This window comes from Flavobacterium chungangensis, from assembly GCF_042654045.1.
GTDB lineage: Bacteria > Bacteroidota > Bacteroidia > Flavobacteriales > Flavobacteriaceae > Flavobacterium > Flavobacterium chungangensis.
Genome location: NZ_JBHSFY010000002.1, coordinates 445,615 through 467,317, shown reverse-complemented (window position 1 = coordinate 467,317; position 21,703 = coordinate 445,615). Strand labels below are relative to the sequence as shown.

The window sequence follows — 21,703 nt, the reverse complement described above, 5'->3', positions numbered from 1 at the left end:
AAATCTATTTTTTGACCTTTACATAAAATTAAAATTATGCAGTCAGAAAAATTTATTGAAGCTCTTTTAGAACAGACAAAACAGATTTTAAAGGAAGCCGAAAAACTAAAAACTTACGATTTAAATGTATTAACATGGAAAGAAGATGAGATTTCCTGGAACATTCTGGAATGCTTGGAACACCTAAACAGGTACGGGAATTTTTATCTGCCGGAAATAGAAAAGAAAATCAAAAATACTGACAGCAGATCTGAAATTGATTTTAAGAGCGGACTATTAGGGAGTTATTTTGCAAAAAGCATGCTGCCTAAAGAAAAATTAAATAAAATGAAGACTTTTAAGGATAAAAATCCTTTAAATGAAAACCTTGACAAAACGGTTATCGACCAATTTATAAATCAGCAGTATAAATTACTGGATTTGTTGCAACAATCGCGAAATGTAAGTTTGAACAAAGTAAAAATTAAAATATCGATCTCTAGATTAATCACTCTAAAACTTGGCGATACTTTTGAGTTTTTCATTAATCATATTATCAGACATTTCAAGCAGATAAAAAAAAATACAATTAGCAGCTAAAAATACCTTAACCTTATAAAAGTTATTAAACCAAGCTCAAGAAATATAAAAGCAGTAAAAATCAAATGCTAATCTTTTGGAAGATAAATCCAAAAAGTTGTTCCTTGTCCTGGTTTGCTGGTAAAATTAATAGTCCCATTGTGATTTTCAACAATGCGCTTGCACAATGCTAGCCCGATACCATTTCCGCTGTACTGATCTCTTTGGTGTAGCCGTTGGAACATATCAAAAATGCGCCCTGAATATTCGCTGTCCATTCCAATTCCATTATCTTCAATTGAAATTACATGAAAATTACCTGAGGGAGCTGCAGGATCAAAAGTGGTGTTGCTTTGAGCTGAAATTATACGGGAGGATATATTTACTGTTGGCTGTGCTGAATTAAATTTTAATGCATTGTTTATTAGATTATAAAATAGCTGTCGCAACTGGGTATCAATTCCATTAACAGTTGGCAGCGAACTCAAATTTATCACCGCTTTTTTTTCTTCCTTAATAAGACTCAAATCTTCTAAAGTCTGTACGGCGATATCATTAAGATCAACTTCTGTTGTAAATTTATCATGATTATTGACACGGGAGTAATTAAGCACATCTGAAATTAAATTAGATAATCTGCCAGCTGCCAAAGTAATTTTATCAAAATAATAAAGCGTTTTTTGCTGCTCGGTTAAATGTTCTGCTGCTCTTGAAATCATAATCATGATTTTTCTTAGTGGTTCCTGCAGATCATGACTAGTTATAAAAGCAAACTGCTCCAGTTCCTTGTTTTTGAATTTTAGCTTTGAGTTTGCATTCTCCAACTCAAGCTGCATCTTTCGCAGCTCTGAATTGTCTTTTAAAGCTTCAACAATCATTTTCTGGGCATGATTATTTACAAAATAAATAAGCCAGCTGCTAATTGAACCGTCTTCAGATTTATTCGGCATAATAGAGACGTTATGCCAAATATAATTATCCTCTTTTTTAATTCGAATATCAGCAGAAAAATCTCCTCTGCTTTTTTTTGTATTACTCCAGCCTTCAATAATTAGCGGCACATCATCATGATGTATAAATGCGCCCAGACTTTTTTTATCAAAGGAAAGTAAAGGAACTTTTAGATAAACTTCAAATGCATTGTTTGACAGCAGCACCATGTTTCGCTCATTGACGATGCAGATTAAAACAGGAATTGTATCAACCAGAGTTCTGTAGCGGTTTTCACTTTCTCCCAGTTTTTCTGAAAGCGCTACAAGTTCAATATTCTTTTTTCTGATTTCATCATAAGCAGAAATAGGCGGTTCATACTTGAAATAATCAACCAGAGTATTTATTTTGGCATCTGAAAGAAGTCCTGGTGAAGGAACCTGATGGCTTAAAGTTGTTACCGATTTGTTATCGGTATAATGGTATTCTATATTGCCTGATATTTTGGCGGCATATTTATAGGCTTCGGGGTTGCATTTTTTAAGATCGACTTTATCGGTAAGAACAGCCAATATTTCTTTGTGACTCGCTCTGATAATGTTGATTCCCAATACTAGCACCGAATTTTTTCCATTGGCAATGGAACATCTTGCCACTTCTGAAACAGCGGTAGAAAAACGGGTCTGTGACGATAAAGGCATGCCACACATTTCAGCGATTTTCATAGAACGCTTATGAGCCAGTATGAGGTCCATTTCATTGTCAAGATTAATTTTTACAATTTCCTTCATAAAGCCTTAAATTATTTTTCCAACCAAAATTGTAGCATCATCAGTTCCCCTCACATTATCTTTATATAAGGCAGAAGCAATAATAGCTGGACTCTGTTTAATTATAGAATTAAGTTCATTTAAATTCCATCTTGTTCTAAGTCCGTCACTATGCATTATAATAATTTGATGTTTTTGGTAAGGAACAATAGTGCTGTTTATAGTCCGTGGAATATTATGACCGATTATACCATTATATGGCGTATAAGTTTTGTTGTCAAGTCCGCTATAAATTCGTGTGTTGATATTACCGATACCGCAAACACTCCAACTTTCTGTTTCATAATCAACGGCAGCAATAGTCGCAACAAGTCCTCTGCTTTTTTTAACGTGCTCATGAACATATCGAAGCACTGCCACAGGATCATTTTCTGTACATTGCTTAAAAGCTCTAATTGCTTGTTCAACTGCTTCGTGAGCATTTGCTCCGTGACCTAATCCATCTCCAACAAAAATCTGAAAACCTTTTTTGGAATATTTAATATGATATCCGTCTCCGCATACTCGCTCGCCTGGATAATTTACGCTTAATGCTGACATATCCAACTTTGTAGTTGAATTTGGAATCGAAACATCGGGTTTATCACAGATTTTAATATATTGGACCGTTCCCCATCCGCGCATAGAATAAATCTGAAAATCATTGCTTAATCTCTTAATCGCACCAATGCCATGACCAAGTGTACTCGAGGTAGAATATCCGTCTTTCATTATTTTGGAAATATTGTCAATACCAGTTCCTTTATCCAGACAGTATATTTCTATTTCATTACAGCTCCCATGATTATGTGCTCTGTAAAGCAGATCTCCACCACCTGCATATTTAATAAGATTAGAAGTAAGTTCGGCAATAATAATATCAGTTTCAGCAGCTCTGTGCGGTTTGAAACCTAATTGAAGTGCTAAATTATGTATCTCTCGTTTAATAAAAGCGATAAGACTTCTATCGTCAATTTTGTAAACGGAAAAAGTATTATCCATTTTTCCACTTTATTATAGTTACGGTTGTACCGTTTCCTAATTGGGTTTGTATATCAAATTCATTTACCAGCCTTTTTGTGCCAGGCAGGCCAAGGCCTAAACTTTTTCCGGTGCTGTAACCGTCCTGCATAGCAAGAGTTATATCTTTTATGCCAGGCCCTTTGTCAATAAAAGTTACGCGTACACCTAGATCGCGTCCGTTGGTTACAGATTCTATTATAACTTTCCCTCCTCCTCCGTACTTTAGAAGATTACGGACAAGTTCGCTTGTTGCAGTAATTAACTTGGTCTGATTTAAAATGCTCATTCCAATTTTTACACCATATTCCTTTACGCGGTTGCGCAATGGAACTACATCCTGCTCTTTTACTATAAGCAGTTCCTCTTTATTCGTTGCTGTCGTCATACGTCTGCTCCTCGTTATCGCCATTGTACATTTTCGCGCGAAGCAAATCCATGCCTTTCTCAACATTTAAGGCACTTATGACACCGTTTAAAGATAATCCAAGTTCAACCAGTGTAATAGCAACCGCAGGCTGCATACCAACCACTACCGTTTGTGCATCCATAATTTTTGACATAACCGCGATGTTTCCTAAAATTCTTCCCATAAAGGAATCAATAATAGAAACAGCAGATATATCAATTAAGACACCCTTTGAATTATGTTTATTTATAGTATTTATTAAATCAGATTCAAGATTTTCAGCCAATTGGTCATACAGATCGACCTGTATAGTAACCAGCAGAAAATCTCCCATCTTGAGTATTGGAATTCTTTCCATGTCAATAATCTTAATTCGTTATTTTCTTTTCACAACCGTAAGCTGAAGCATTTCAAAGGCTGTTTGAAGAGCACTTGCAAGTGAAGCTTTAGTAATAATACCAGTAAGATCAATTCCTAAATGCACGACAGTTTGTGCAATTTCAGGACGAATACCGCTGATAATACACTCTGCTCCCATTAATCTTGTTGCGCTTACCGTTTTTATAAGATGCTGGGCTACAAGTGAATCTACCGCTGGCACACCTGAAATATCAAGTATGGCAATAGAACTGCCTGTATCTACAATTTGCTGCAAAAGATTTTCCATTACCACCTGTGTTCTGGAACTGTCAAGGGTTCCTATAATAGGAAGTGCCACAACACCATCCCAAACACGGATAACCGGTGTCGAAATTTCACTAATCTCGTCAATCTGTCTTGAAATGACATCTTCACGTCCTTTCATATACGATTCAAAAGTTAAGATTGTCATGTTATCCAGCAGCGTAGATAATTGCAAATTAGCGTTGTATAATTCTGTAGAATCAGTTGCTGTTTCTGAAAGAATTTTAGAAGCTGCTTCTTTAAAAGCAATCAGATATTGTGCATTTTCGCGGGGAGAAAAACCACGTCTGCCTCTGGAACTTGAAATTCCGATTAACAGGTCATGAACTTTTTCAAATTCGTGTGATTCAGTATTTCCGTTTGAATGCTGTAAAGCATCTAGAAAAAGAGCGGCGAACTCCTTTGATTCTTCTTCTTCTGTTGCTCCATCAGTAGATCCGTTTGCTTGTAAAAGCTGAGACCATGTGGTCAATAATTTGTTTTGGTGCTCTTTCAAGCTTCCCAGGAGATTGTTCTGCATTTGTTGTGATATTTGGATATTCATGTAAATGTAGACAATTAATTTAAGCAAAACTGTCTAAATTCAGAAAATACTTTGTAAAAAAAACACCTGTTAATTCTTTATATACAATTGGGTTTATTATTCTCCCGTCTGCATATGCGGAGCATCTACAGGTTTAGATTGAGAGGATCCAATCTGTCTCAGATAAATAGAAAAAATAACTATAGCAAATACCGACAGAAATTCGCTCTGCCAGTTCTGGAAAGACTCAAACCAAAACCGCGAATCTCCGATATATGCCGATGCGGTTTCCAGAGGCAAACCTTTTAATGCCAGCTGTTCATTTTCATCTTTTAAACTTCCATAAAAATGTGCGGCCATTGAAGTAAAAAACAATAAAAACAAGGCAATACTTAGAGAATGCTTGTACACAGCTAATATCCACCCTCCTTTTTTAACCGGCCATGGAACATTTTTTCTTTTATCTGATGGTTCTCTGTCAACTTCTTCCTGTTTATCTAAATCCTTAGATTCTGATGAACCTTTCTGCTGCAAAAAAATTGTCAATACCACTAACAAAGCCATCTGCAGAAATTCACTTTCCCAATTTTCAAATGTAGATTCTATAAAATGTCCTGTTGAGAAATACGAAAATAGATTAATTTGCGGCGCACCGTCTTCTAAAAGATCTTTATTGTGCTCTGCAAATCCAAATAAAATCTGTCCCGCAAAAGAGGCTATAAATAATAGAAAGAAACAAATCGAAAGCCCATTATTGCGTAAAAATTTTTTCATGGTTTTAGGTGCAAATATTATATGTTACTATTTATCTAAGTTATCTTCAGCGGGCAATAACTGGGATTCCATAAATTTTCCTTTTACAATTGTTCCAACTTCATCCTCCCATTCTGTCACAACATTCTCTATCAAATCTGGTTCAAAACCAATAACTTTCATTACCTGTCCGCCAAACTCCTGTTGCACTTTCTCTCCTTTTTTAAACATAAAATTTAATTTTTAAAAATTGCACTATTGATTTACAATTCGAACTAAAGGTATATAAGCTTTATTGGAATACTTTATATTATTGTTCTACTTTATTACATTATTACACTTTCAAAAAAAAACAAACAATTGTATATCAACAATTTAAATCATTAATTCTATAACATGAGATTGTAATTCTGTAACTGGATCTATTATAGTAGAGGTAAATTTGAAAACCTGAAAAATGATTTGCAGTTTATTGCAACTGAATTTCTGAACTTCTTTTCAGGTTCTATTTTTAACTATTAACAACTACCTCATATGAAAAATTTTCAGGATGAAAAGCAACGAGATTTGCTAATCAACAAATCAGACGGCACTAATAAGTTTCTGACCACCGATCAGGGTGTCAGAATTAATGATGACAATAATTCTCTTAAAGCAGGAGAAAGAGGTCCTTCTTTACTGGAAGATTTTATTCTTAGAGAAAAAATTACACATTTTGACCACGAAAGAATTCCTGAAAGAATCGTTCACGCAAGGGGATCTGGTGCACATGGATTCTTTGAAGTTACTAATCCAATACCAGAACTAACCAAAGCAGGTTTCCTACAGGAGAAAGGTCTTAAAACGCCTGTTTTTACAAGATTCTCTACAGTTGCAGGATCTCGAGGATCTACAGATCTGGCACGCGATGTACGTGGATTTTCGGTTAAATTTTACACGCAGGAAGGCATCTATGATCTTGTTGGAAATAATGTTCCTGTTTTCTTTATTCAGGATGCATCAAAATTTCCTGATCTTATTCATGCTGTAAAACCAGAACCACACAATGAAATCCCGCAGGCTGCTTCTGCACATGATACCTTCTGGGACTTTATATCACTAATGCCAGAATCGATGCACATGATCATGTGGGCGATGTCTGACCGTGCTATTCCGAGAAGCTATCGTATGATGGAAGGTTTTGGAGTACATACTTTCAGATTAATTAATGAAGCTGGCGAATCTGTGTTTGTGAAATTTCATTGGAAACCTAAATTAGGAACACATGCAGTTGCTTGGGATGAAGCACAGAAAATTTCAGGAAAAAATCCCGACTTTCACAGACAGGATCTTTGGGAAGCTATCGAAGCAGGAAACTTTCCAGAATGGGACTTAGGTGTCCAGATTATTCCATCAGAAGATGAAAATAAATATGAATTTGATCTGCTTGACCCTACTAAATTGGTTCCCGAAGAACTGGTGCCTGTGACTATTATTGGAAGAATGGTTTTGAACAAAAACCCCGATAACTTTTTTGCAGAAACAGAACAGATTGCTTTTCATCCCGGACATGTAGTTCCTGGAATCGATTTTACAAATGATCCTTTACTACAGGGACGCTTATTTTCGTACACAGATACACAGCTTTCTAGATTAGGAAGTCCTAATTTTCATGAAATCCCGATTAACCGCAGTGTAGCGCCTGTACATAATAATCAGCGTGACGGACATATGCGCCAAGAAATTAATACCGGACGTGTCAGTTATCATCCTAATTCTCTTGGAGGAGGCTGTCCTTATCAGGCAAAAATTGCAGAAGGAGGATTTGCTAGTTTTAATGAACGCATCGATGCGCATAAAATAAGAGAAAGAAGCGAAAGTTTTAATGATCATTTCGGACAGGCAAAATTATTTTTCAATAGTCAAACCCCTGCAGAAAAAAGCCATATTGTTAAAGCACTTCGTTTCGAACTGGGAAAAGTCGAAACCACAGCCATAAGATTAAGAATGCTTGGCCTTTTATCTCAGGTAGATCAAGAACTGGCCGAAAAAGTAGCCATTGGACTTGGGGCGACTGTTCCTCCTATTTTAGAAAAACCGCTGAATCACGGTGTATCTCCTGAAAATGAAAACGGAAAACAGGAATCAACCACAGTGGAGCAGTCTGTAAAATCATCTGATGCATTAAGCATGCTGAAAAATCCAGTTAATTCGCCAACGATTGCCTCAAGAAAAGTCGCTATCATTTGTGCCGACGGAGTTTCTGAAGCTGCAGTATCTAACATGAAAAAAGCATTACTTCAGGAAGATGCTAAAGGCTGTATTGTGGCACCGCATCTCGGAGCTGTAATTTCAGATACTGATGGGGAAATTCACGTAGATTTCAGCTTTCTTACCGCGTCATCGGTGTTGTTTGATGCTGTTTATATACCAGATGGACTTGGTCTGACTGTTCTGGCGGAAAGTGATGAAGTAAATGAATTTTTAAACGATGCTTACAAACACTGCAAAGTAATTGGAGCTGACGGAAAAGCTGTTTCTTTATTAAGTGCTGCAAATTTTGCTTCTAAAATCACAAATGATGATCAAGGACTTATTGTTAGTAAAGAAGCTGCAGGTGAAAAATTTACAAAAGACTTTATACAAGCAATGGGAAAACATAGATTTTGGGAACGCGAACCAAATCTGTACAATTAAAACTAAATTAAAGAACTATGAAAAATTCAGAAAAACCAAATCATACAAAAACTGCAGACAAAACTCCTAAAAATGGAATTGTACAGCCTGCAGCTGATGCTGCCGCAGAATTAAAAGCTTTATTTGTTGACAGCCTTAAAGACATATATTGGGCAGAAAATGCCTTGGTTGGTGCGCTTCCTAAAATGCAGCATAATGCAACAGATGCAAGTCTTGCTTCAGCTATAAAAGAACATCATGCCGTAACACAAAATCAGGTTAAAAGACTAGAAAAGGTTTTTGAACTGATTGGTGAAAAAGCAGAGGGAAAAAAATGCGAGGCTATGGCAGGATTACTTAAAGAAGGAGACAGTATTCTGGAAGAAACACAGCCTGGAGCAGTTCGTGACGCAGGAATTATTGCAGCTTCACAAAAAATCGAGCATTACGAAATAGCGACCTATGGAACGCTTGTGGCATTTGCTAAAACGCTGGGAGAAAATGATGCCGCAAAATTATTGACTCAGACACTTGCTGAAGAAAAAGAAGCCGACTGCTTACTTAATGATGTCGCATTAAACACTGTGAATATTGTAGCTGCTGAATAATAGCTGTAATATTAAATTATAAAAAAATCTGCACTCGCTGCAGATTTTTTTTTTTACACAATATTTCCTCTATGCAACTTTCTTCAATTCTGATAAAAAAAAATAATACAACTATTAAAGATATTTTAAAGGTCAAAATCATAATTTTTTAAATGGTTGATTTAAACAGCTTAGCTACAAATTGGTGCAAGCATCTTCGCCATGTAAGCCATTCGTGAGCCGTTTCAGGTGATTCGTAATATTCATACTTAATTCTCTGTTGCTCAAGCATTTTTCGAAATGCACCAATTGATTTAGGAAACGGAACAGGTTCTTTTGTACCTAATCCGAGCCAAAAAAGCTTAATTTGTTTGTTTAATGCAGTCCCGTCTTTAAATTTTCCATCTAGAAATGAAGAAACGTCAATAACCTCCGAACTTGGATAATTTGCTGTACCACTAAATCCGCCGTAATAAGAAAAAGTGTCAAGATGATTCATCATGATTCTCATAGTTTGATTGGCTCCCATTGAAAGTCCTGCAATAGCTCTGCTTTCTCTCTTTGGAATCGTACGAAATTTAGCATCAATCATAGGAATAACTTCTGTAATCAGTACATCTTCAAAAACAGATTCCTGCTGTTTATTGTTGTCTGCTGCTTCGTTATTTGGAGCTTTATATGCATAACCATTATCCATTACAATAATCATAGGCACCGCTTGTTTGGAAGCAATCAGGTTGTCTAAAATTAAATTTGCCTTACCTTGTGAAGACCAGCCTGTTTCATCTTCCAAACTTCCGTGCTGCAAATAAAGAACGGGATATCGTGTTTTTGTATTTTCATTATATTCATTAGGAGTATAAACAAAACAACGTCTAAAGGAATTTGTCAGTTTAGAAAAATAAATATTTTCGCTTACAAGACCATGCGGAACATTTTTCAAGGCAAAAAAATCCTGATCTCCTGACGGAATTTCGATACCGCTTCCCCATCTTCCTGCACCATAAAAATACAAACTTCCAGGATCTGGAACTGATGCTCCATCGATATTTAATTGATAATAATGAAATCCTTCATCCTGCGGATTTGATTCTCCCATCCAAACCCCATTCTCATCTTTTTTCATATCATATTTTATCCCTCCAATATCCAACTGTACTTTTTTGGCATCTGGTGCGGCAATACTGGCACGAACACGTCTCTGCGAATTTACCTTAGGAAATAACTTTTGTGGTTGATTGACAGATGAAGGTTTAAAATCTTCAATAATAGAAGTTGGATTAGTCTGTGCAAAACCTTCTCCACCAGACAAAATTAGCATCCATAATATAACAATTAGGTACTGTTTCATATTTTTTTAGATTTAAAAATTAGATTACCCTTTTGGAGCTATAATTTGATAATTTCCACTCAAATGCATTAGACTGAAGAGATACATTAATCCATCATAATAGGGATCAAAATAACCGTCTTCGTAAGGCTCAAGTTTGGCATTCCAAACCGCATGAACAAAATCTAGACTGGCTTTGTCTTTATTTACTAATGATGCTGTAGCTGCTGTTCCTACTAACCCGATTGAATGTCTCAGTTTTTTCACCGGACCCGCCTGAAGAATAAATTCTGGAGTAGAACCATCCAGATTGAACTGATCTTCATAAGTATCTAATCCTTTAGACCTTAAAAAATTTTGAAATCGCTTCGCATAGTCTTCCTGCCACTCTTTATCTTTTCCGTACCAAGTATAATCCATGGCAATGTTCATAGGAACGCGCCAAGAATCATAACGGAATCCAGGAGGCATCCAAGGAGTCGGATGCGGTTCTCCATTAAATTCTGTATAATCTGAATTTAGCCCCGTCACAGGATGGCAGGCTTTATGTAAAAAGTTACGCGAAACATCGGCACATTCTTTGTAAAACTGCTCGTGTCCGTCTTTGGCATACAATGCCCATATTTCATAAAAGGCAGGAACATGATAAGATGGATCTGTCCAATTGTAGCCTCCCCCTTCTGGCACAAAAGAAATTTGCTTATGTTCTGTATTAATAATATTATGCACATTGCCAGTACCATCTTTTTTCCACATAGCATCTAATATTCTTCTGGCCTCTTTGTAGTAGTTTATTCCTGTATCATTGCCCCATTTATTAGAAGCGAAAAGCAGACTCGTTATATAATACAATTCTCCGTCTGAAGCAGAACCTGGAGAATTTTGTTTTTTAGTCTCTGGGTTTACGCTCCATGCAAAGTATCCTTCTCTTGGTCCATCTTGATGCTGCATGTACTTTACTGACCATCTCCATAGACGATCAAAAACATCTTTTTTATTGAGTTGAACGGCAACCATCATTCCGTATGACATTCCTTCTGTACGGGCATCTTTATTTTTGATATCAGAAATGTATCCTAAAGCATCTCCTTCTTCAAAATAAACTTTATCTGGTCCTTCAAAAACATCATAATAAGCTTTAGCCAATTTCTTGTCGATATCAATCTGGCTATAACCTGCTTCTTTAAAAAGATTACGGTATTGAGGCCTTTTTAATTCCGATTTATCCGCTTTCTTTTTATTCTGACTAATAACTAAAAACGGCACCATCAATACAAAAATCAATAACAGAATTCGGGTTCTAATCAGGTATTTATTTGTAAAATCTTTAGCAATAACCATGTTCATATATTTATTATTTTACTAGTTAATTCAAAAAAAAATATGCGCTTTGAAATCTTTCGTTTCATTAGAAAAATTAAAGCTGCTTTTTACTTGATTCTGCTTACTCCTTCTTCAGTTTGTATTATTTTTTGAATGGTTCCATCTTTATTATAATGCATATAATCTACACAGATGGAACGTCTGTAGCTACCGCCTGTTGGCAGACTTCCGTTATGATAAAAGAAGTATGATTTTCCTTTATAATCTATGATGCCAGGATGTGTGGTAAAACTATTCTGAACATTTTCCTGAATAATTCCTTGATAATTCCATGGACCTGTAATATTTTTAGCGGTGCAGTATTCTATCATTTCAGGTTTTGTGCCTTCACTGGCATATACTAAATAATAAAGTCCTTTTCTTTTATAAACCCAAGGCCCTTCAATATAATTTTTAGGTTTAAAAGTGGTAATATCTCCATCTAGCTCTATCATATTCTTTTTAAGTTTAACCCATTTACAGCTTCCGTTACCCCAGAACATATAGGCTTGCCCGTCGTCATCCACAAAGACAGTGGGGTCAATATCATCCCAACCATACTTCATATCGGTTGTCATTTCGTTTATTATAAGTGCTTTTCCAATCGCATCTTTAAAAGGACCCGTAGGACTATCCGATACCGCCACGCCTATTGCAGCACCGCCTTGGCTTACCTCATCTTTTTTATGAAATGTCGAAACAAACCAATAAAACTTTCCGTCTCTCTCAACGCATTGAGCAGCGTACGCATCGCCCGTTGCCCATGAAAAGGTGCTAGGCGAAAGTAGCGCTCCGTGATCTTTCCAGTCTTTCATATTTGTTGTCGAAAATACATGCCAGTCAGCCATTTTATAATTAGTATCCTCCTGAGTTGCTACATCGTGACCTGCATATAAATACAAGATTCCCTTATGCACAAGAGGAGCAGGATCTGCTGTAAAGATGTCTTTAATAATAGGGTTTTGTGCTTCTATGTTTATTGTAAAAAAACAAGAAATGGTCACCAACAAAATTTTACTTATATTTTTCATTTTTTGATTCAATTAATTCAAAATGCCATTTGATTTTTTCTTCGATAGTATTTCTCTAAACAATAAACAGCGCAGTAAATGCGCTGTTTATAAAAAACTAACTTAACTTAAACTAACCAAAATTTAAAGCCTTAATAACCAGGATTATTATCACTAGGCTTTATTTTAGGATTAGACGAGGTTTCTCTGTTTGGTATTGGCCATAACTCGCTTTTACCAGCAGTAAAACCTGTTCCTTGTAATACAGTATTTGCTATACCCCATCTTATAATATCATCAAAACGAGATTGTTCTCCGGCAAATTCTACTTGACGTTCGTGAACAATTGCTGCAAAAACAGCCTCTTTTGTTGGAGCAATATTAGTTGTCAGATTGGCTCTGTCGCGCACCTCTTTGATATATGCTATTGCTGCTGTCTGCGAACCGCCGTCTCTTTGGTTTTCACATTCTGCTTTCATAAGCAGCACATCCGCATAACGCATTACTTTAAAGTTGATGCTTGATCTTGTTGCTTCATCTTCTCTATTGTAATAGTTTTGATATTTTTTCCAGCCTGCTCTTCTAATACCTGCAGAGGTAGTAAAGTTATCCGCTACCATTACCTTAGTCCCTTTTAGATAAGACGATCCTGGCACATAAAAAGTATCTCCAAAGCGGTTATCTCCTGCTTCATACGAATCTAAAAGATCGTCTGACGGATAAACATTATACCAGCTAAGATTTCCATATTCCTGACCTCTTAGTGTTGACTCCTCAAAGCCTGTTCCTCCACTATCACCAACAGCACCCCATTGATCGCCAGTTCCATTTTTTTCATCAAACTCAATTTCAAAAATCGATTCTTTACCATGTTCCGTTTCTTCCATAAAGTTATTATAAAAATTTCCTTTATCTTCCAGACTGAAACCTGTCACATTATTAAACGCTGCTAAAGCTTCAGTATATTTCTTTTGATATAGCAATACTTTACCCAATTGTGCATAAGCAGCTTCTTTATTGGCTCTTCCTGCTGATTCTGATCCTCTTGGCAAAAGATTTTGAGATGCAAATACAAGATCCTCTTCAATCAAAGCATAAGCCTCTGCTTTAGGGCTTCTTGCATTACCGACAATAGTATTTGTTTTATAAATTGGCAAATCACCAAAACGTTTTACTAGTAGAAAGTAATAGTAAGCTCTTAAAAAATGAGCTTCTCCTAAATATTTATTCTTTTTTTCCTGAGATAAAGTAGAAGCTGGAAGAGCGTTAATTTTCTGCTCATTGTCTAGCACAAAATTCGCTCTGGATATTCCCATATAACAAGATTCCCAGTAATATTGAATAATATCATTTCCTCCGTTAAAAGAAAAATCCTGAAAAGGTTTCTTGTTACCTTCTAACTGCGGGTTTCCTAATGCGTCATGCCCCATAAGATCCATGGCAAAGAAAAGATTTCTTCCATAAAGCCCTCTGGTCTGAAGATTTGCATAAGAAGCATTTACAGCAGACTGCACCTGTGCTTCAGTTTTAAAGAAAGTTTCAGGCGATAAAGCATTGGGATTGCTTAATTCTAATTCGCCCGTGTCACATGAAGTTATGGTTAAAACTCCAGACAGTACTATAAGTATATATTTAATTTTTTTCATCGTCTTTAAATATTAAAATGTAACATCAATTCCAAAAATCACCGATTTTGGCTGTGGATACCTTCCTAAATCAATACCTGCTGAGTTCGCATTAGCATCTGCACGTGCAATTTCTGGATCTAGACCTGAGTAATTTGTAATGGTAATAAGATTCTGTCCGCTTACGTAAAATCTTGCTTTTGAGAAATAGCTTTTAAAGGCATCTCCAGATAGTGTATATCCTAAAGCGATGTTTTTTAATCTCGTAAAAGAACCATCTTCTATATAACGCTGGTTTGCAGAAGACCAGTTAATATCTGCACCTTGAGCTCTTGGCAATGTTGCAGAAGGATTGGTAACAACGCCATTGACAACATTTGCTCTATCTAAAACATCTGTACTGGCATTAAACAAACGGTTCATTCCTTTTAGATCAAAAGTATTTGCATTGTAGATGTCGTTACCTGCCACACCCGTTATAAAGCAATTGAAATCAAAGTTTTTATACGCTGCGCTAAGGTTTAAACCATAGGTGAAATCAGGATATGGATTTCCGATGTTTGTTTTATCATCTGAATTGATCACTTTATTTCCATCACGATCAACAATTTTGATATCACCCGGTTTTACAGATGTCTGCCCTGGTCCAAAAACAGCATCTACTTCTGCTTGATTTTGATAAATTCCATTGGTCTGATATCCATAAAAGTAAAATAACGGCTGACCTACTTCTAATCTTGAAAAATTCTCTAAACCTGCTCTTGGTGCAGGTCCTCCTAAAACGCTCGTTACTCCTGGGGCTAAACTCACTACCTCATTTTTACTGGTACCTAAATTTGCCACAGCAGACCATGTAAAGTCTCCTTTTCTGTCGTTGTAACCAATCGAAACTTCAAAACCGCTTACTTTTACGTCAGCAATATTTTGAATCTGCGTTCCACCGCCTGCAGATCCAACAGAAGCTGCAAGAGGAACTGCAAAAAGAATATCGCTACTCTTATTGTTGAAATATTCAAATGAACCCGTTAGCTTTTCATCAAAAAATCCAAAATCAAGACCAATATTTCTATCTAATTTTGACTCCCATTTTAAGTCTGGATTGGCTGCCACTCCCAAAGAAACTCCAGGTGCATTCGCTCCTCCAATTGGATAGTTGTAATTTGCTATTAAAGTAGCGCTGTATTGGTAATTTTCTATTCTATCATTTCCTGTTGTTCCTGTACTAGCTCTAAGTTTTAATGTACTGAAAATAGAATTTTGCATGAAATTTTCTTTCGCTATATTCCAACCTGCAGCAATAGAATAAAAATTACCCCAACGATTATTTGATCCAAAACGAGAAGATGCATCTCTACGTCCTGAAACTGCCAGCATATATTTGTCATCGTAGTCATAGTTAATACGAACAATATACCCTAAGTTTTTTTCTTCATAATTTGCAGATCCTAAACTTCCTTCATTATATCTTAACTGATCAATTTCATTTGAAATATAATAACGGCTGCCAGCTGCTACACTTTGCGATTTTCCATCAATTTTAGTAATAACTCCCAAAACTTCCAGATTATGTTTGTTTGCGATCGTAGTTTTATAAGTCAAACTATTATCAAAAACGATCGTCTGTCCTTGAGAATTTGTTTCGTTTGTTGAAGAAAATGCCTGCTTGTGGTAAGAACCATCTTGAAAACTCGGAATGAAAGTATGATCTTTACCTGTATAATAATCTAAAGAAACTTGTGATCTGAATTTTAAACCCTTGTAAATTTCTAATTCAGCATAAATGTTTCCAATTATAGATAAATTATTTATTTTCTGATATCCTAAATTAGCTACACGAACAGGATTTTCAGCGTCATTGCCATCAATAGCGCTCGGTCCTTGATAACCGCCTAAATTATCTTGGTTATATATCGGTAAATAAGGTGCCATTTTTATGGCATGCTCTAATAATGTTCTTCCTCCTGAAGTACGTTCTGGATTAATTGTACTGAAAGAAACACCAATATTGCTTCCTATTTTTAATTTACCAATATCTTGTGTGTTATTAGCTCTAAAAGAATAACGTTCGAAACCTGTATTAACAACGGCTCCCTCCTGTTTCATATATTCAGCAGAATAGCGGCTTGTAGAATTTTCTGTACCATTTGAAAAACTCAAATTGTAATCCTGCATAAGTCCTGTTTGAAAAATCTGGTCTTGCCAGTTGGTATTTATGTTTCCAAACTCAGCTGCTCTAGCCGTTAAATCACTTCCTAAATCTTTAGCATACTGAAGGTATTGCTGTGTATTTAAAACATTATACCTTTTTGTTACTTCCTGACCTCCAACGTAAGTACCAAAGCTTAACTGACCTGGGCCTTTTTTACCTTTTTTAGTAGTCACCATAATAACACCATTAAAAGCTTTAGAACCGTATAAAGCTGTAGTCGAAGCGTCTTTCAAAACAGAGATACTCTCAATGTCATTAGGACTTAAACCAGAAAGATTCCCAGTTAAAACTCCGTCAATTACATATAAAGGAGCGCTGTTCCCCATTGTAGCCAGACCACGAATACTAACTGTAGGATTAGAGCCCGGTGCACCATTTACAACGGTAACCCCTGCCGCACGTCCTTGCAGTGCAGATTCAGCATTTGTAATAGGTACAGCGGCAATATCTTTTGAGCTTACCGTTGAAACTGCCCCCGTAACCTTAGTTCTCTTTTGAGTACCATAGGCTACTACAACTTCATTTAAATTTTGTGTAGATTGAACAAGAGTTACATTGATCGAGCTTCTTTCGCCCACAGTAATAGTCTGTGATACTAAGCCCACATAAGAAAAGGTTACTTTATCGGTTGGATTAACTCCTTGTAAAGAGTATTTACCGTCAAAATCTGTTGATGCGCTATTCTGCGTTCCTTCTACATTAATACCGGCACCAGGCAACGGAAATCCTGAGGGGTCGGTAATCACGCCATGAATGGTCTTTGATTGTGCCATTATACTATGACTGCCCACGATCAGCAGTCCGATTAGTGCAATTTTGAGTTTTAAGTTCATATTAATAGTTTTTTGTTTGGTTTAAATAGTTAATGGTTTGTTTAATTTAATTCTAATAAAAGTTCATATGTGGTATTTTTATTTGGTTATTTATTTTGAAATTTTTTCTTTTTGAAAAAATTGAATTCCTAAAATTGTAATATTTTGGTAACAAATATAAAAAAACAACTAATAAAACAATCGGTTGTTTTATATTTTAATTAAAAAAAACTTAAAAAAACATTAAAATAAAAACATTAAAAATATTTTTAAGTCAAAATAAATGAAAATAATTTATTTTAAAAATGAATTACAAATAAATTATAATAATTTAGTAGCTAACTGACGGATTTTCTACAAAAAATATAATATTAAAAAAATGAATATTTTCCTTCAAAAAAAATAAAAATATAAGTAATATAATATTAAAATGAGTTAAAAAACTATCTTTTGCAATTTATCTTATAAATAAAAAAGCTTAAAAAGAGCCAAAAGATAAAAAACAACAATCGGTTGCTAAAAAATAGTAAAGACCCAGTTTTGCTATTTGTAAATACTACTAAAACAAAAAAGCCCGATGCGATTAGTCCATAATCTACATCGAGCTATAATTTTTAATTAAAAATCTAATTATTTCATTCCGTTTAACCCATCAGCAAAACCATTTATATTATTTATTCAAATTTTTATAGTTCGTTATTACAACTCCTCCATTGCGAGGTATCTTTATTTCTATTTCTTTATTTTTATTTATTTTCAGTGTATTTACTTTTCCATTAAGCTGATCATCATCTGTGTAAAAATTTACTATTGCTCCAGAAGAAAACATATCCAATTTTAGTTTGGTTTTAAGGGTTTTATTTTCAGCATTAATTCCAGCGATATACCAATTTTCTCCTTTCCTTCTGGCCAGTATTACATATCTGCCTGGATATCCATCCAAAAACTGAATTTCATCCCATACTGTAGGCACTTCTTTCATGAATTTTATAGCCCAATCTGGAGCATCATGTAAATTATTTGGCGCTAAAGCAAAATGCTGTACCCCGCTTTGAAAAAGCACCGAAGTCGCTAGAGCAAACACATCAGAAGTCATTCTTTTTGAGCCTTTATTTGGAATGTTATCACTGTTATAGAATTTATTTAAAGCGCTTCCTCCAAAATCCATGCTTCCTACCGTGTTTCTAATAAAAGTATGTGTTGCTGCATTTATAGCTTCGTTATCACAGCTTTGCTGTCCAAAATGCAAATTCTCACTTGCCAAAACCGCTTCGCTAGATGCAAAATTAGGATACATTCGTTCCCAACCTCGCGGTAAAGTACAGCCATGAAAAATGACCATAATTCCAAAATCATTCGCATCTGTTAAAATATCTTCATATAATTTCATGGTTACCTGCTTATCACCTCCAAAAAAGTCAACTTTAATGCCTTTAATCCCAATGCTTTTCATCCAAGCCATTTCTTTTCGTCTGATCGTAGTATTATCCATTAAGCCTTTTGGACCTTGCGGAGCATCATTCCAATAACCATTTGAATTGTACCATAAATAAAGTCCTACGCCTTTCTGAGCGCCGTATGCCGCTAACTCTGTTATTTTATCACGGCCTATCTGCGTATCCCAAAGCGCATCAACCAAAACAGTTTCATATCCCATCGAGGCACTAAAATCAATATATTGCTTTTGCACAGGAAACGTGGTGTTTCCATCCATTTTAATAATCCAGCTCCAAGTTCCTTTTGTATACGCATATTCTTTAGACGCTTCATATTTTGGTTTAACTAAATCAAACGGAATAGTGGTTTCAACTATCGGAGCAAGTGTTTCTCCAATTGTAATGGTACGCCACGGTGTTTCTCCCATAAGTGGTATTCCTGGTGCTGTTGTTCCGTTTCCGTTATTCTCTCCGGGCATTGGAAATCCAATTGTATAAACCCCATTTTCATGACCAATTAACCTGCTTGCACAATAACCGCTATCTACTCCTGTTTCAGAAATCAAGACCCATCCACTATTTACTTTAAACAAGCATGGAAATGTATATCCATTTCCCAAACCATTTTTTCCGATTGCATCATCTAGTGTATAAGAAGTCTCGTAACTAGGAGCTGTTCTAGCAAATCCTGTCATTGGATTACTTTGCGGACAAAGAAATGTAGTAGTTTCTTTTGGCAATAAAAATCCTGAGACCTCTTCTTGAACCACACAAGAAAGTGTTTCTTTCTGCGGATATAATTTATACTTAAATGCCACATTGTTGTTACTGACTCTAAAAATCACATCAAGTACTGATGTGCCTTCTTTTGTGAATGAAAAAACAGCTTCGTTCGCTATATAATGAACGCTACTTTGTTTTATATTGCGCAATTGATAGGTCTCGTCTATTCTATTTTGTTTCACATTTGATTCTAGAGACAAGCCAGAGCTAAAATCTCCTACATTTGTCTTTAGTCCTAAAGGAGATTTTTCAACAAAACTCTTTTCATTGTATGTAATGCTATACAATGGAATTCCATTACTTATAAAAACCGAAACTATTAGTTTTCCGTCTGGACTTTTTACTGTGGACTGAGCGTTTAGTTTTAAAAAACTAACCAAATATAGGAGTATTAAACTTTTAAGATTCATAATTTTAGATTAATCTTTTAATAAAAAAATTTTTAAAATGTTTTTTATGTGTGAAAATCATTCATGGTAAAACAAGTAGAATTGCCTTTGACATGCGAAGTGTAAAGATACAGTTTACTTCGTTTCTGAAATTTTATCATTCACCCTGAAATAATCAAAATCTGCAGAACCTCCAATTGTTTTTGAAGCATAATTAAACAGTCCAAATCGATAGCCCATAAAATGCGGAATTGTGTACGGCATCTTAATAGGTTTTCCTATATTGATCCATTTATTACCATCTAAACTGTAATAGAATCTTCCTCGGTCGGCTTGGTTTTTAAAATTGCATTCTGCTTTAAAATAGATTTTGTCCTGATTCAATAAAACGCTTTCCATTTCTTTTGGATTTCCATTTTCAGCATTTATCATGATGATTTTTTTCTTGCCGTTGTCGATTTTTACTCCAACGAGACCAAAATCTTTTTGCAGCAATGAAAGTCCTGCAAAATCTCCTTCTTTCATATTTGAAAGTTCCAACAAGGTTGATCCTGAACATACAGGACCAAAAGTCCTTTGCGTCAAAATATTTTTTACCTGCGTAAAACTGCTGTCTATTCTAGAAGTTCTTAACCTTAAATAACCTTTTCTTTCTTTTACAGACCAAAACTTATTATCTGGATTATGATTCCATTGCCAAACCAGCGGCAAATCATTTTCACCTTTTTTACGAGTAAATTCATCTGAGTTTACAATTCCAGGAATCAGGCTTTTATTGGCAGGAAGCTCTAGATTTTCTGGCACTTTACCATTTTCTCCCAATACTGGCCAACCGTTTTCCCATTTTATAGGAACCAGATACGGAATACGGCCAACGCCACCTGCATCTCTAAACAAATACGAAAACCATCTGCCATCTGGAGTATCAATAAGTCCTCCTTGCGCTACGCCTAAATCCTGCAGTCCAATCTTTCCTTCCCAAGGTCCAGCAATCGAATCTGCTCTATGTATGATTACCGTGCGAATACCGTTTTTGGGCCAGCAGATATTAAATAAATAATATTTTCCATTAATTTTAAAAAGTTGTGATCCTTCCGCCGGCAGCATTATATCGCTTTTAGCAGGTTCATTGGCATTTTCTATTAAAACTTTTTTAGTCTCTTCTTTAACTTCTGACAAGTCTTCTTTTAATTCTACTATTTGAATCTTTCCGCCGCCCCAAACAAGATAAACTTTACCATTATCATCGAAGAAAAGAGAATGGTCATGATAGGAATTGTTTAAAATAGTTTTTTTCCAAGGACCTTTTTCAATGTCTTTTGTAGAGAAAATATAAGTTTTACCAGTCGTACCAGAAAAAGTACTCAGATAATATACGCCATTGTGATAACGCAAACTGCTCGCCCATGAGCCTCTGCCGTAATCATTCTTGCCATGATCCAAGTTCAAGCGTTCATCATTATCTTCTAAGGTTTGATAGGCATAATTAACAAGATGCCAATTCACTAAATCCTTAGATTTCATAATCGGAACGCCTGGATTCATGTGCATGGTGGTACTGCTCATATAATAGGTATCGTTAACTCTGATTATAGACAAATCGGGCACATCTGCAAATATTATGGGATTGTGAGCTTTGCTTTTTTGAGCTTGACTTGGTAAAATAGTCAATGCAATTACTAGAACAGCATATATAAAATCTCTACTCGTTTTCATTATTGACTTTTATTTATTTTTCTTTATAATATTTTAATTTCAAATCATTTGATGTAAAAAGTATATGTTCTCCCTTTTTCTGTCACCATATCACACAGATAAG

General features: G+C 35.5%; 17 protein-coding genes. 3 read left to right on the top strand and 14 right to left on the bottom strand.

Annotated features, from left to right (window positions below; translation table 11 throughout):
• Nucleotides 1–36 precede the first annotated feature (36 nt).
• A complete protein-coding gene (locus ACFO3N_RS04975) occupies nucleotides 37–579 on the top strand; it encodes a DinB family protein (RefSeq protein ID WP_379795722.1) in 543 nt (180 codons plus the stop codon).
• A gap of 68 nt (nucleotides 580–647) precedes the next feature.
• Here the strand turns inward: ACFO3N_RS04975 and ACFO3N_RS04970 are convergent, their stop codons facing one another.
• The 7 genes from ACFO3N_RS04970 to ACFO3N_RS04940 all read right to left on the bottom strand — a co-directional run bounded on the left by ACFO3N_RS04970 (nucleotide 648) and on the right by ACFO3N_RS04940 (nucleotide 5,917).
• Nucleotides 648–2,279, bottom strand: a complete 1,632-nt coding sequence (locus ACFO3N_RS04970; protein ID WP_379795720.1) for a sensor histidine kinase — start codon at nucleotides 2,277–2,279, stop codon at nucleotides 648–650.
• Between the two features lie 6 nt (nucleotides 2,280–2,285).
• Nucleotides 2,286–3,299, bottom strand: coding sequence for a SpoIIE family protein phosphatase (locus tag ACFO3N_RS04965; protein WP_379795718.1), 1,014 nt, complete (start codon nucleotides 3,297–3,299; stop codon nucleotides 2,286–2,288).
• Nucleotides 3,292–3,705 (bottom strand): anti-sigma regulatory factor, encoded by a 414-nt coding sequence (locus ACFO3N_RS04960; RefSeq protein WP_281233790.1) that lies wholly within the window; start codon nucleotides 3,703–3,705, stop codon nucleotides 3,292–3,294. The genes ACFO3N_RS04965 and ACFO3N_RS04960 overlap by 8 nt, the downstream gene beginning before the upstream one ends.
• Nucleotides 3,686–4,060 carry an STAS domain-containing protein gene (locus ACFO3N_RS04955; RefSeq protein ID WP_379795715.1) on the bottom strand — a complete coding sequence of 125 codons (375 nt, stop codon included), beginning with the start codon at nucleotides 4,058–4,060 and terminating at the stop codon, nucleotides 3,686–3,688. The genes ACFO3N_RS04960 and ACFO3N_RS04955 overlap by 20 nt, the downstream gene beginning before the upstream one ends.
• A 42-nt stretch (nucleotides 4,061–4,102) precedes the next feature.
• Nucleotides 4,103–4,930 carry an STAS domain-containing protein gene (locus ACFO3N_RS04950; RefSeq protein WP_121361360.1) on the bottom strand — a complete coding sequence of 276 codons (828 nt, stop codon included), beginning with the start codon at nucleotides 4,928–4,930 and terminating at the stop codon, nucleotides 4,103–4,105.
• Nucleotides 4,931–5,050: 120 nt separating this feature from the next.
• The gene (locus ACFO3N_RS04945) at nucleotides 5,051–5,707 is read right to left on the bottom strand and encodes a DUF6766 family protein (RefSeq protein ID WP_379795713.1); all 657 of its coding nucleotides are present in this window, start codon (nucleotides 5,705–5,707) and stop codon (nucleotides 5,051–5,053) included.
• Between the two features lie 27 nt (nucleotides 5,708–5,734).
• On the bottom strand, nucleotides 5,735–5,917 hold the full coding sequence (locus ACFO3N_RS04940; RefSeq protein ID WP_379795711.1) for a hypothetical protein: 183 nt from the start codon (nucleotides 5,915–5,917) through the stop codon (nucleotides 5,735–5,737).
• Between the two features lie 303 nt (nucleotides 5,918–6,220).
• Here ACFO3N_RS04940 and ACFO3N_RS04935 point away from each other — a divergent pair, with 303 nt between their 5' ends.
• Together ACFO3N_RS04935 and ACFO3N_RS04930 are read left to right on the top strand one after the other, a co-directional pair.
• Nucleotides 6,221–8,362: a catalase gene (locus ACFO3N_RS04935; RefSeq protein WP_379795708.1), complete on the top strand. Its 2,142-nt coding sequence runs from the start codon at nucleotides 6,221–6,223 to the stop codon at nucleotides 8,360–8,362.
• 17 nt (nucleotides 8,363–8,379) lie between these two features.
• Nucleotides 8,380–8,949, top strand: coding sequence for a YciE/YciF ferroxidase family protein (locus tag ACFO3N_RS04930; RefSeq protein WP_379795705.1), 570 nt, complete (start codon nucleotides 8,380–8,382; stop codon nucleotides 8,947–8,949).
• A gap of 148 nt (nucleotides 8,950–9,097) precedes the next feature.
• Here ACFO3N_RS04930 and ACFO3N_RS04925 read toward each other — a convergent pair whose 3' ends face one another.
• From ACFO3N_RS04925 to ACFO3N_RS04895, 7 genes are all read right to left on the bottom strand, one after another.
• On the bottom strand, nucleotides 9,098–10,279 hold the full coding sequence (locus tag ACFO3N_RS04925) for an alpha/beta hydrolase-fold protein (RefSeq protein ID WP_379795703.1): 1,182 nt from the start codon (nucleotides 10,277–10,279) through the stop codon (nucleotides 9,098–9,100).
• Between the two features lie 24 nt (nucleotides 10,280–10,303).
• Complete coding sequence (locus ACFO3N_RS04920; RefSeq protein WP_379795700.1) at nucleotides 10,304–11,605, bottom strand: glycosyl hydrolase family 8; 1,302 nt, start codon at nucleotides 11,603–11,605, stop codon at nucleotides 10,304–10,306.
• Nucleotides 11,606–11,688: 83 nt separating this feature from the next.
• Entirely contained in the window at nucleotides 11,689–12,651 is a 963-nt protein-coding gene (locus ACFO3N_RS04915) for a glycoside hydrolase family 43 protein (protein WP_379795698.1), read from the bottom strand.
• 131 nt (nucleotides 12,652–12,782) lie between these two features.
• Nucleotides 12,783–14,276, bottom strand: coding sequence for a RagB/SusD family nutrient uptake outer membrane protein (locus ACFO3N_RS04910; RefSeq protein ID WP_379795696.1), 1,494 nt, complete (start codon nucleotides 14,274–14,276; stop codon nucleotides 12,783–12,785).
• A 12-nt stretch (nucleotides 14,277–14,288) separates the two neighbouring features.
• On the bottom strand, nucleotides 14,289–17,297 hold the full coding sequence (locus tag ACFO3N_RS04905; RefSeq protein ID WP_379795694.1) for a SusC/RagA family TonB-linked outer membrane protein: 3,009 nt from the start codon (nucleotides 17,295–17,297) through the stop codon (nucleotides 14,289–14,291).
• A 649-nt stretch (nucleotides 17,298–17,946) separates the two neighbouring features.
• The gene (locus ACFO3N_RS04900; RefSeq protein ID WP_379795692.1) at nucleotides 17,947–19,905 is read right to left on the bottom strand and encodes a glycoside hydrolase family 97 protein; all 1,959 of its coding nucleotides are present in this window, start codon (nucleotides 19,903–19,905) and stop codon (nucleotides 17,947–17,949) included.
• Between the two features lie 114 nt (nucleotides 19,906–20,019).
• Entirely contained in the window at nucleotides 20,020–21,600 is a 1,581-nt protein-coding gene (locus tag ACFO3N_RS04895; RefSeq protein WP_379795690.1) for a glycoside hydrolase family 43 protein, read from the bottom strand.
• Between the last annotated feature and the right edge of the window lie 103 nt (nucleotides 21,601–21,703).

Excerpts from the sequence above, each read along its gene's own strand:
- ACFO3N_RS04975 (WP_379795722.1), top strand. The coding sequence starts at position 37 with ATGCAGTCAGAAAAATTTATTGAAGCTCTTTTAGAACAGACAAAACAG.
- ACFO3N_RS04970 (WP_379795720.1), bottom strand. The coding sequence starts at position 2,279 with ATGAAGGAAATTGTAAAAATTAATCTTGACAATGAAATGGACCTCATA.
- ACFO3N_RS04965 (WP_379795718.1), bottom strand. The coding sequence starts at position 3,299 with ATGGATAATACTTTTTCCGTTTACAAAATTGACGATAGAAGTCTTATC.
- ACFO3N_RS04960 (WP_281233790.1), bottom strand. The coding sequence starts at position 3,705 with ATGACGACAGCAACGAATAAAGAGGAACTGCTTATAGTAAAAGAGCAG.
- ACFO3N_RS04955 (WP_379795715.1), bottom strand. The coding sequence starts at position 4,060 with ATGGGAGATTTTCTGCTGGTTACTATACAGGTCGATCTGTATGACCAA.
- ACFO3N_RS04950 (WP_121361360.1), bottom strand. The coding sequence starts at position 4,930 with ATGCAGAACAATCTCCTGGGAAGCTTGAAAGAGCACCAAAACAAATTA.
- ACFO3N_RS04945 (WP_379795713.1), bottom strand. The coding sequence starts at position 5,707 with ATGAAAAAATTTTTACGCAATAATGGGCTTTCGATTTGTTTCTTTCTA.
- ACFO3N_RS04940 (WP_379795711.1), bottom strand. The coding sequence starts at position 5,917 with ATGTTTAAAAAAGGAGAGAAAGTGCAACAGGAGTTTGGCGGACAGGTA.
- ACFO3N_RS04935 (WP_379795708.1), top strand. The coding sequence starts at position 6,221 with ATGAAAAATTTTCAGGATGAAAAGCAACGAGATTTGCTAATCAACAAA.
- ACFO3N_RS04930 (WP_379795705.1), top strand. The coding sequence starts at position 8,380 with ATGAAAAATTCAGAAAAACCAAATCATACAAAAACTGCAGACAAAACT.
- ACFO3N_RS04925 (WP_379795703.1), bottom strand. The coding sequence starts at position 10,279 with ATGAAACAGTACCTAATTGTTATATTATGGATGCTAATTTTGTCTGGT.
- ACFO3N_RS04920 (WP_379795700.1), bottom strand. The coding sequence starts at position 11,605 with ATGAACATGGTTATTGCTAAAGATTTTACAAATAAATACCTGATTAGA.
- ACFO3N_RS04915 (WP_379795698.1), bottom strand. The coding sequence starts at position 12,651 with ATGAAAAATATAAGTAAAATTTTGTTGGTGACCATTTCTTGTTTTTTT.
- ACFO3N_RS04910 (WP_379795696.1), bottom strand. The coding sequence starts at position 14,276 with ATGAAAAAAATTAAATATATACTTATAGTACTGTCTGGAGTTTTAACC.
- ACFO3N_RS04905 (WP_379795694.1), bottom strand. The coding sequence starts at position 17,297 with ATGAACTTAAAACTCAAAATTGCACTAATCGGACTGCTGATCGTGGGC.
- ACFO3N_RS04900 (WP_379795692.1), bottom strand. The coding sequence starts at position 19,905 with ATGAATCTTAAAAGTTTAATACTCCTATATTTGGTTAGTTTTTTAAAA.
- ACFO3N_RS04895 (WP_379795690.1), bottom strand. The coding sequence starts at position 21,600 with ATGAAAACGAGTAGAGATTTTATATATGCTGTTCTAGTAATTGCATTG.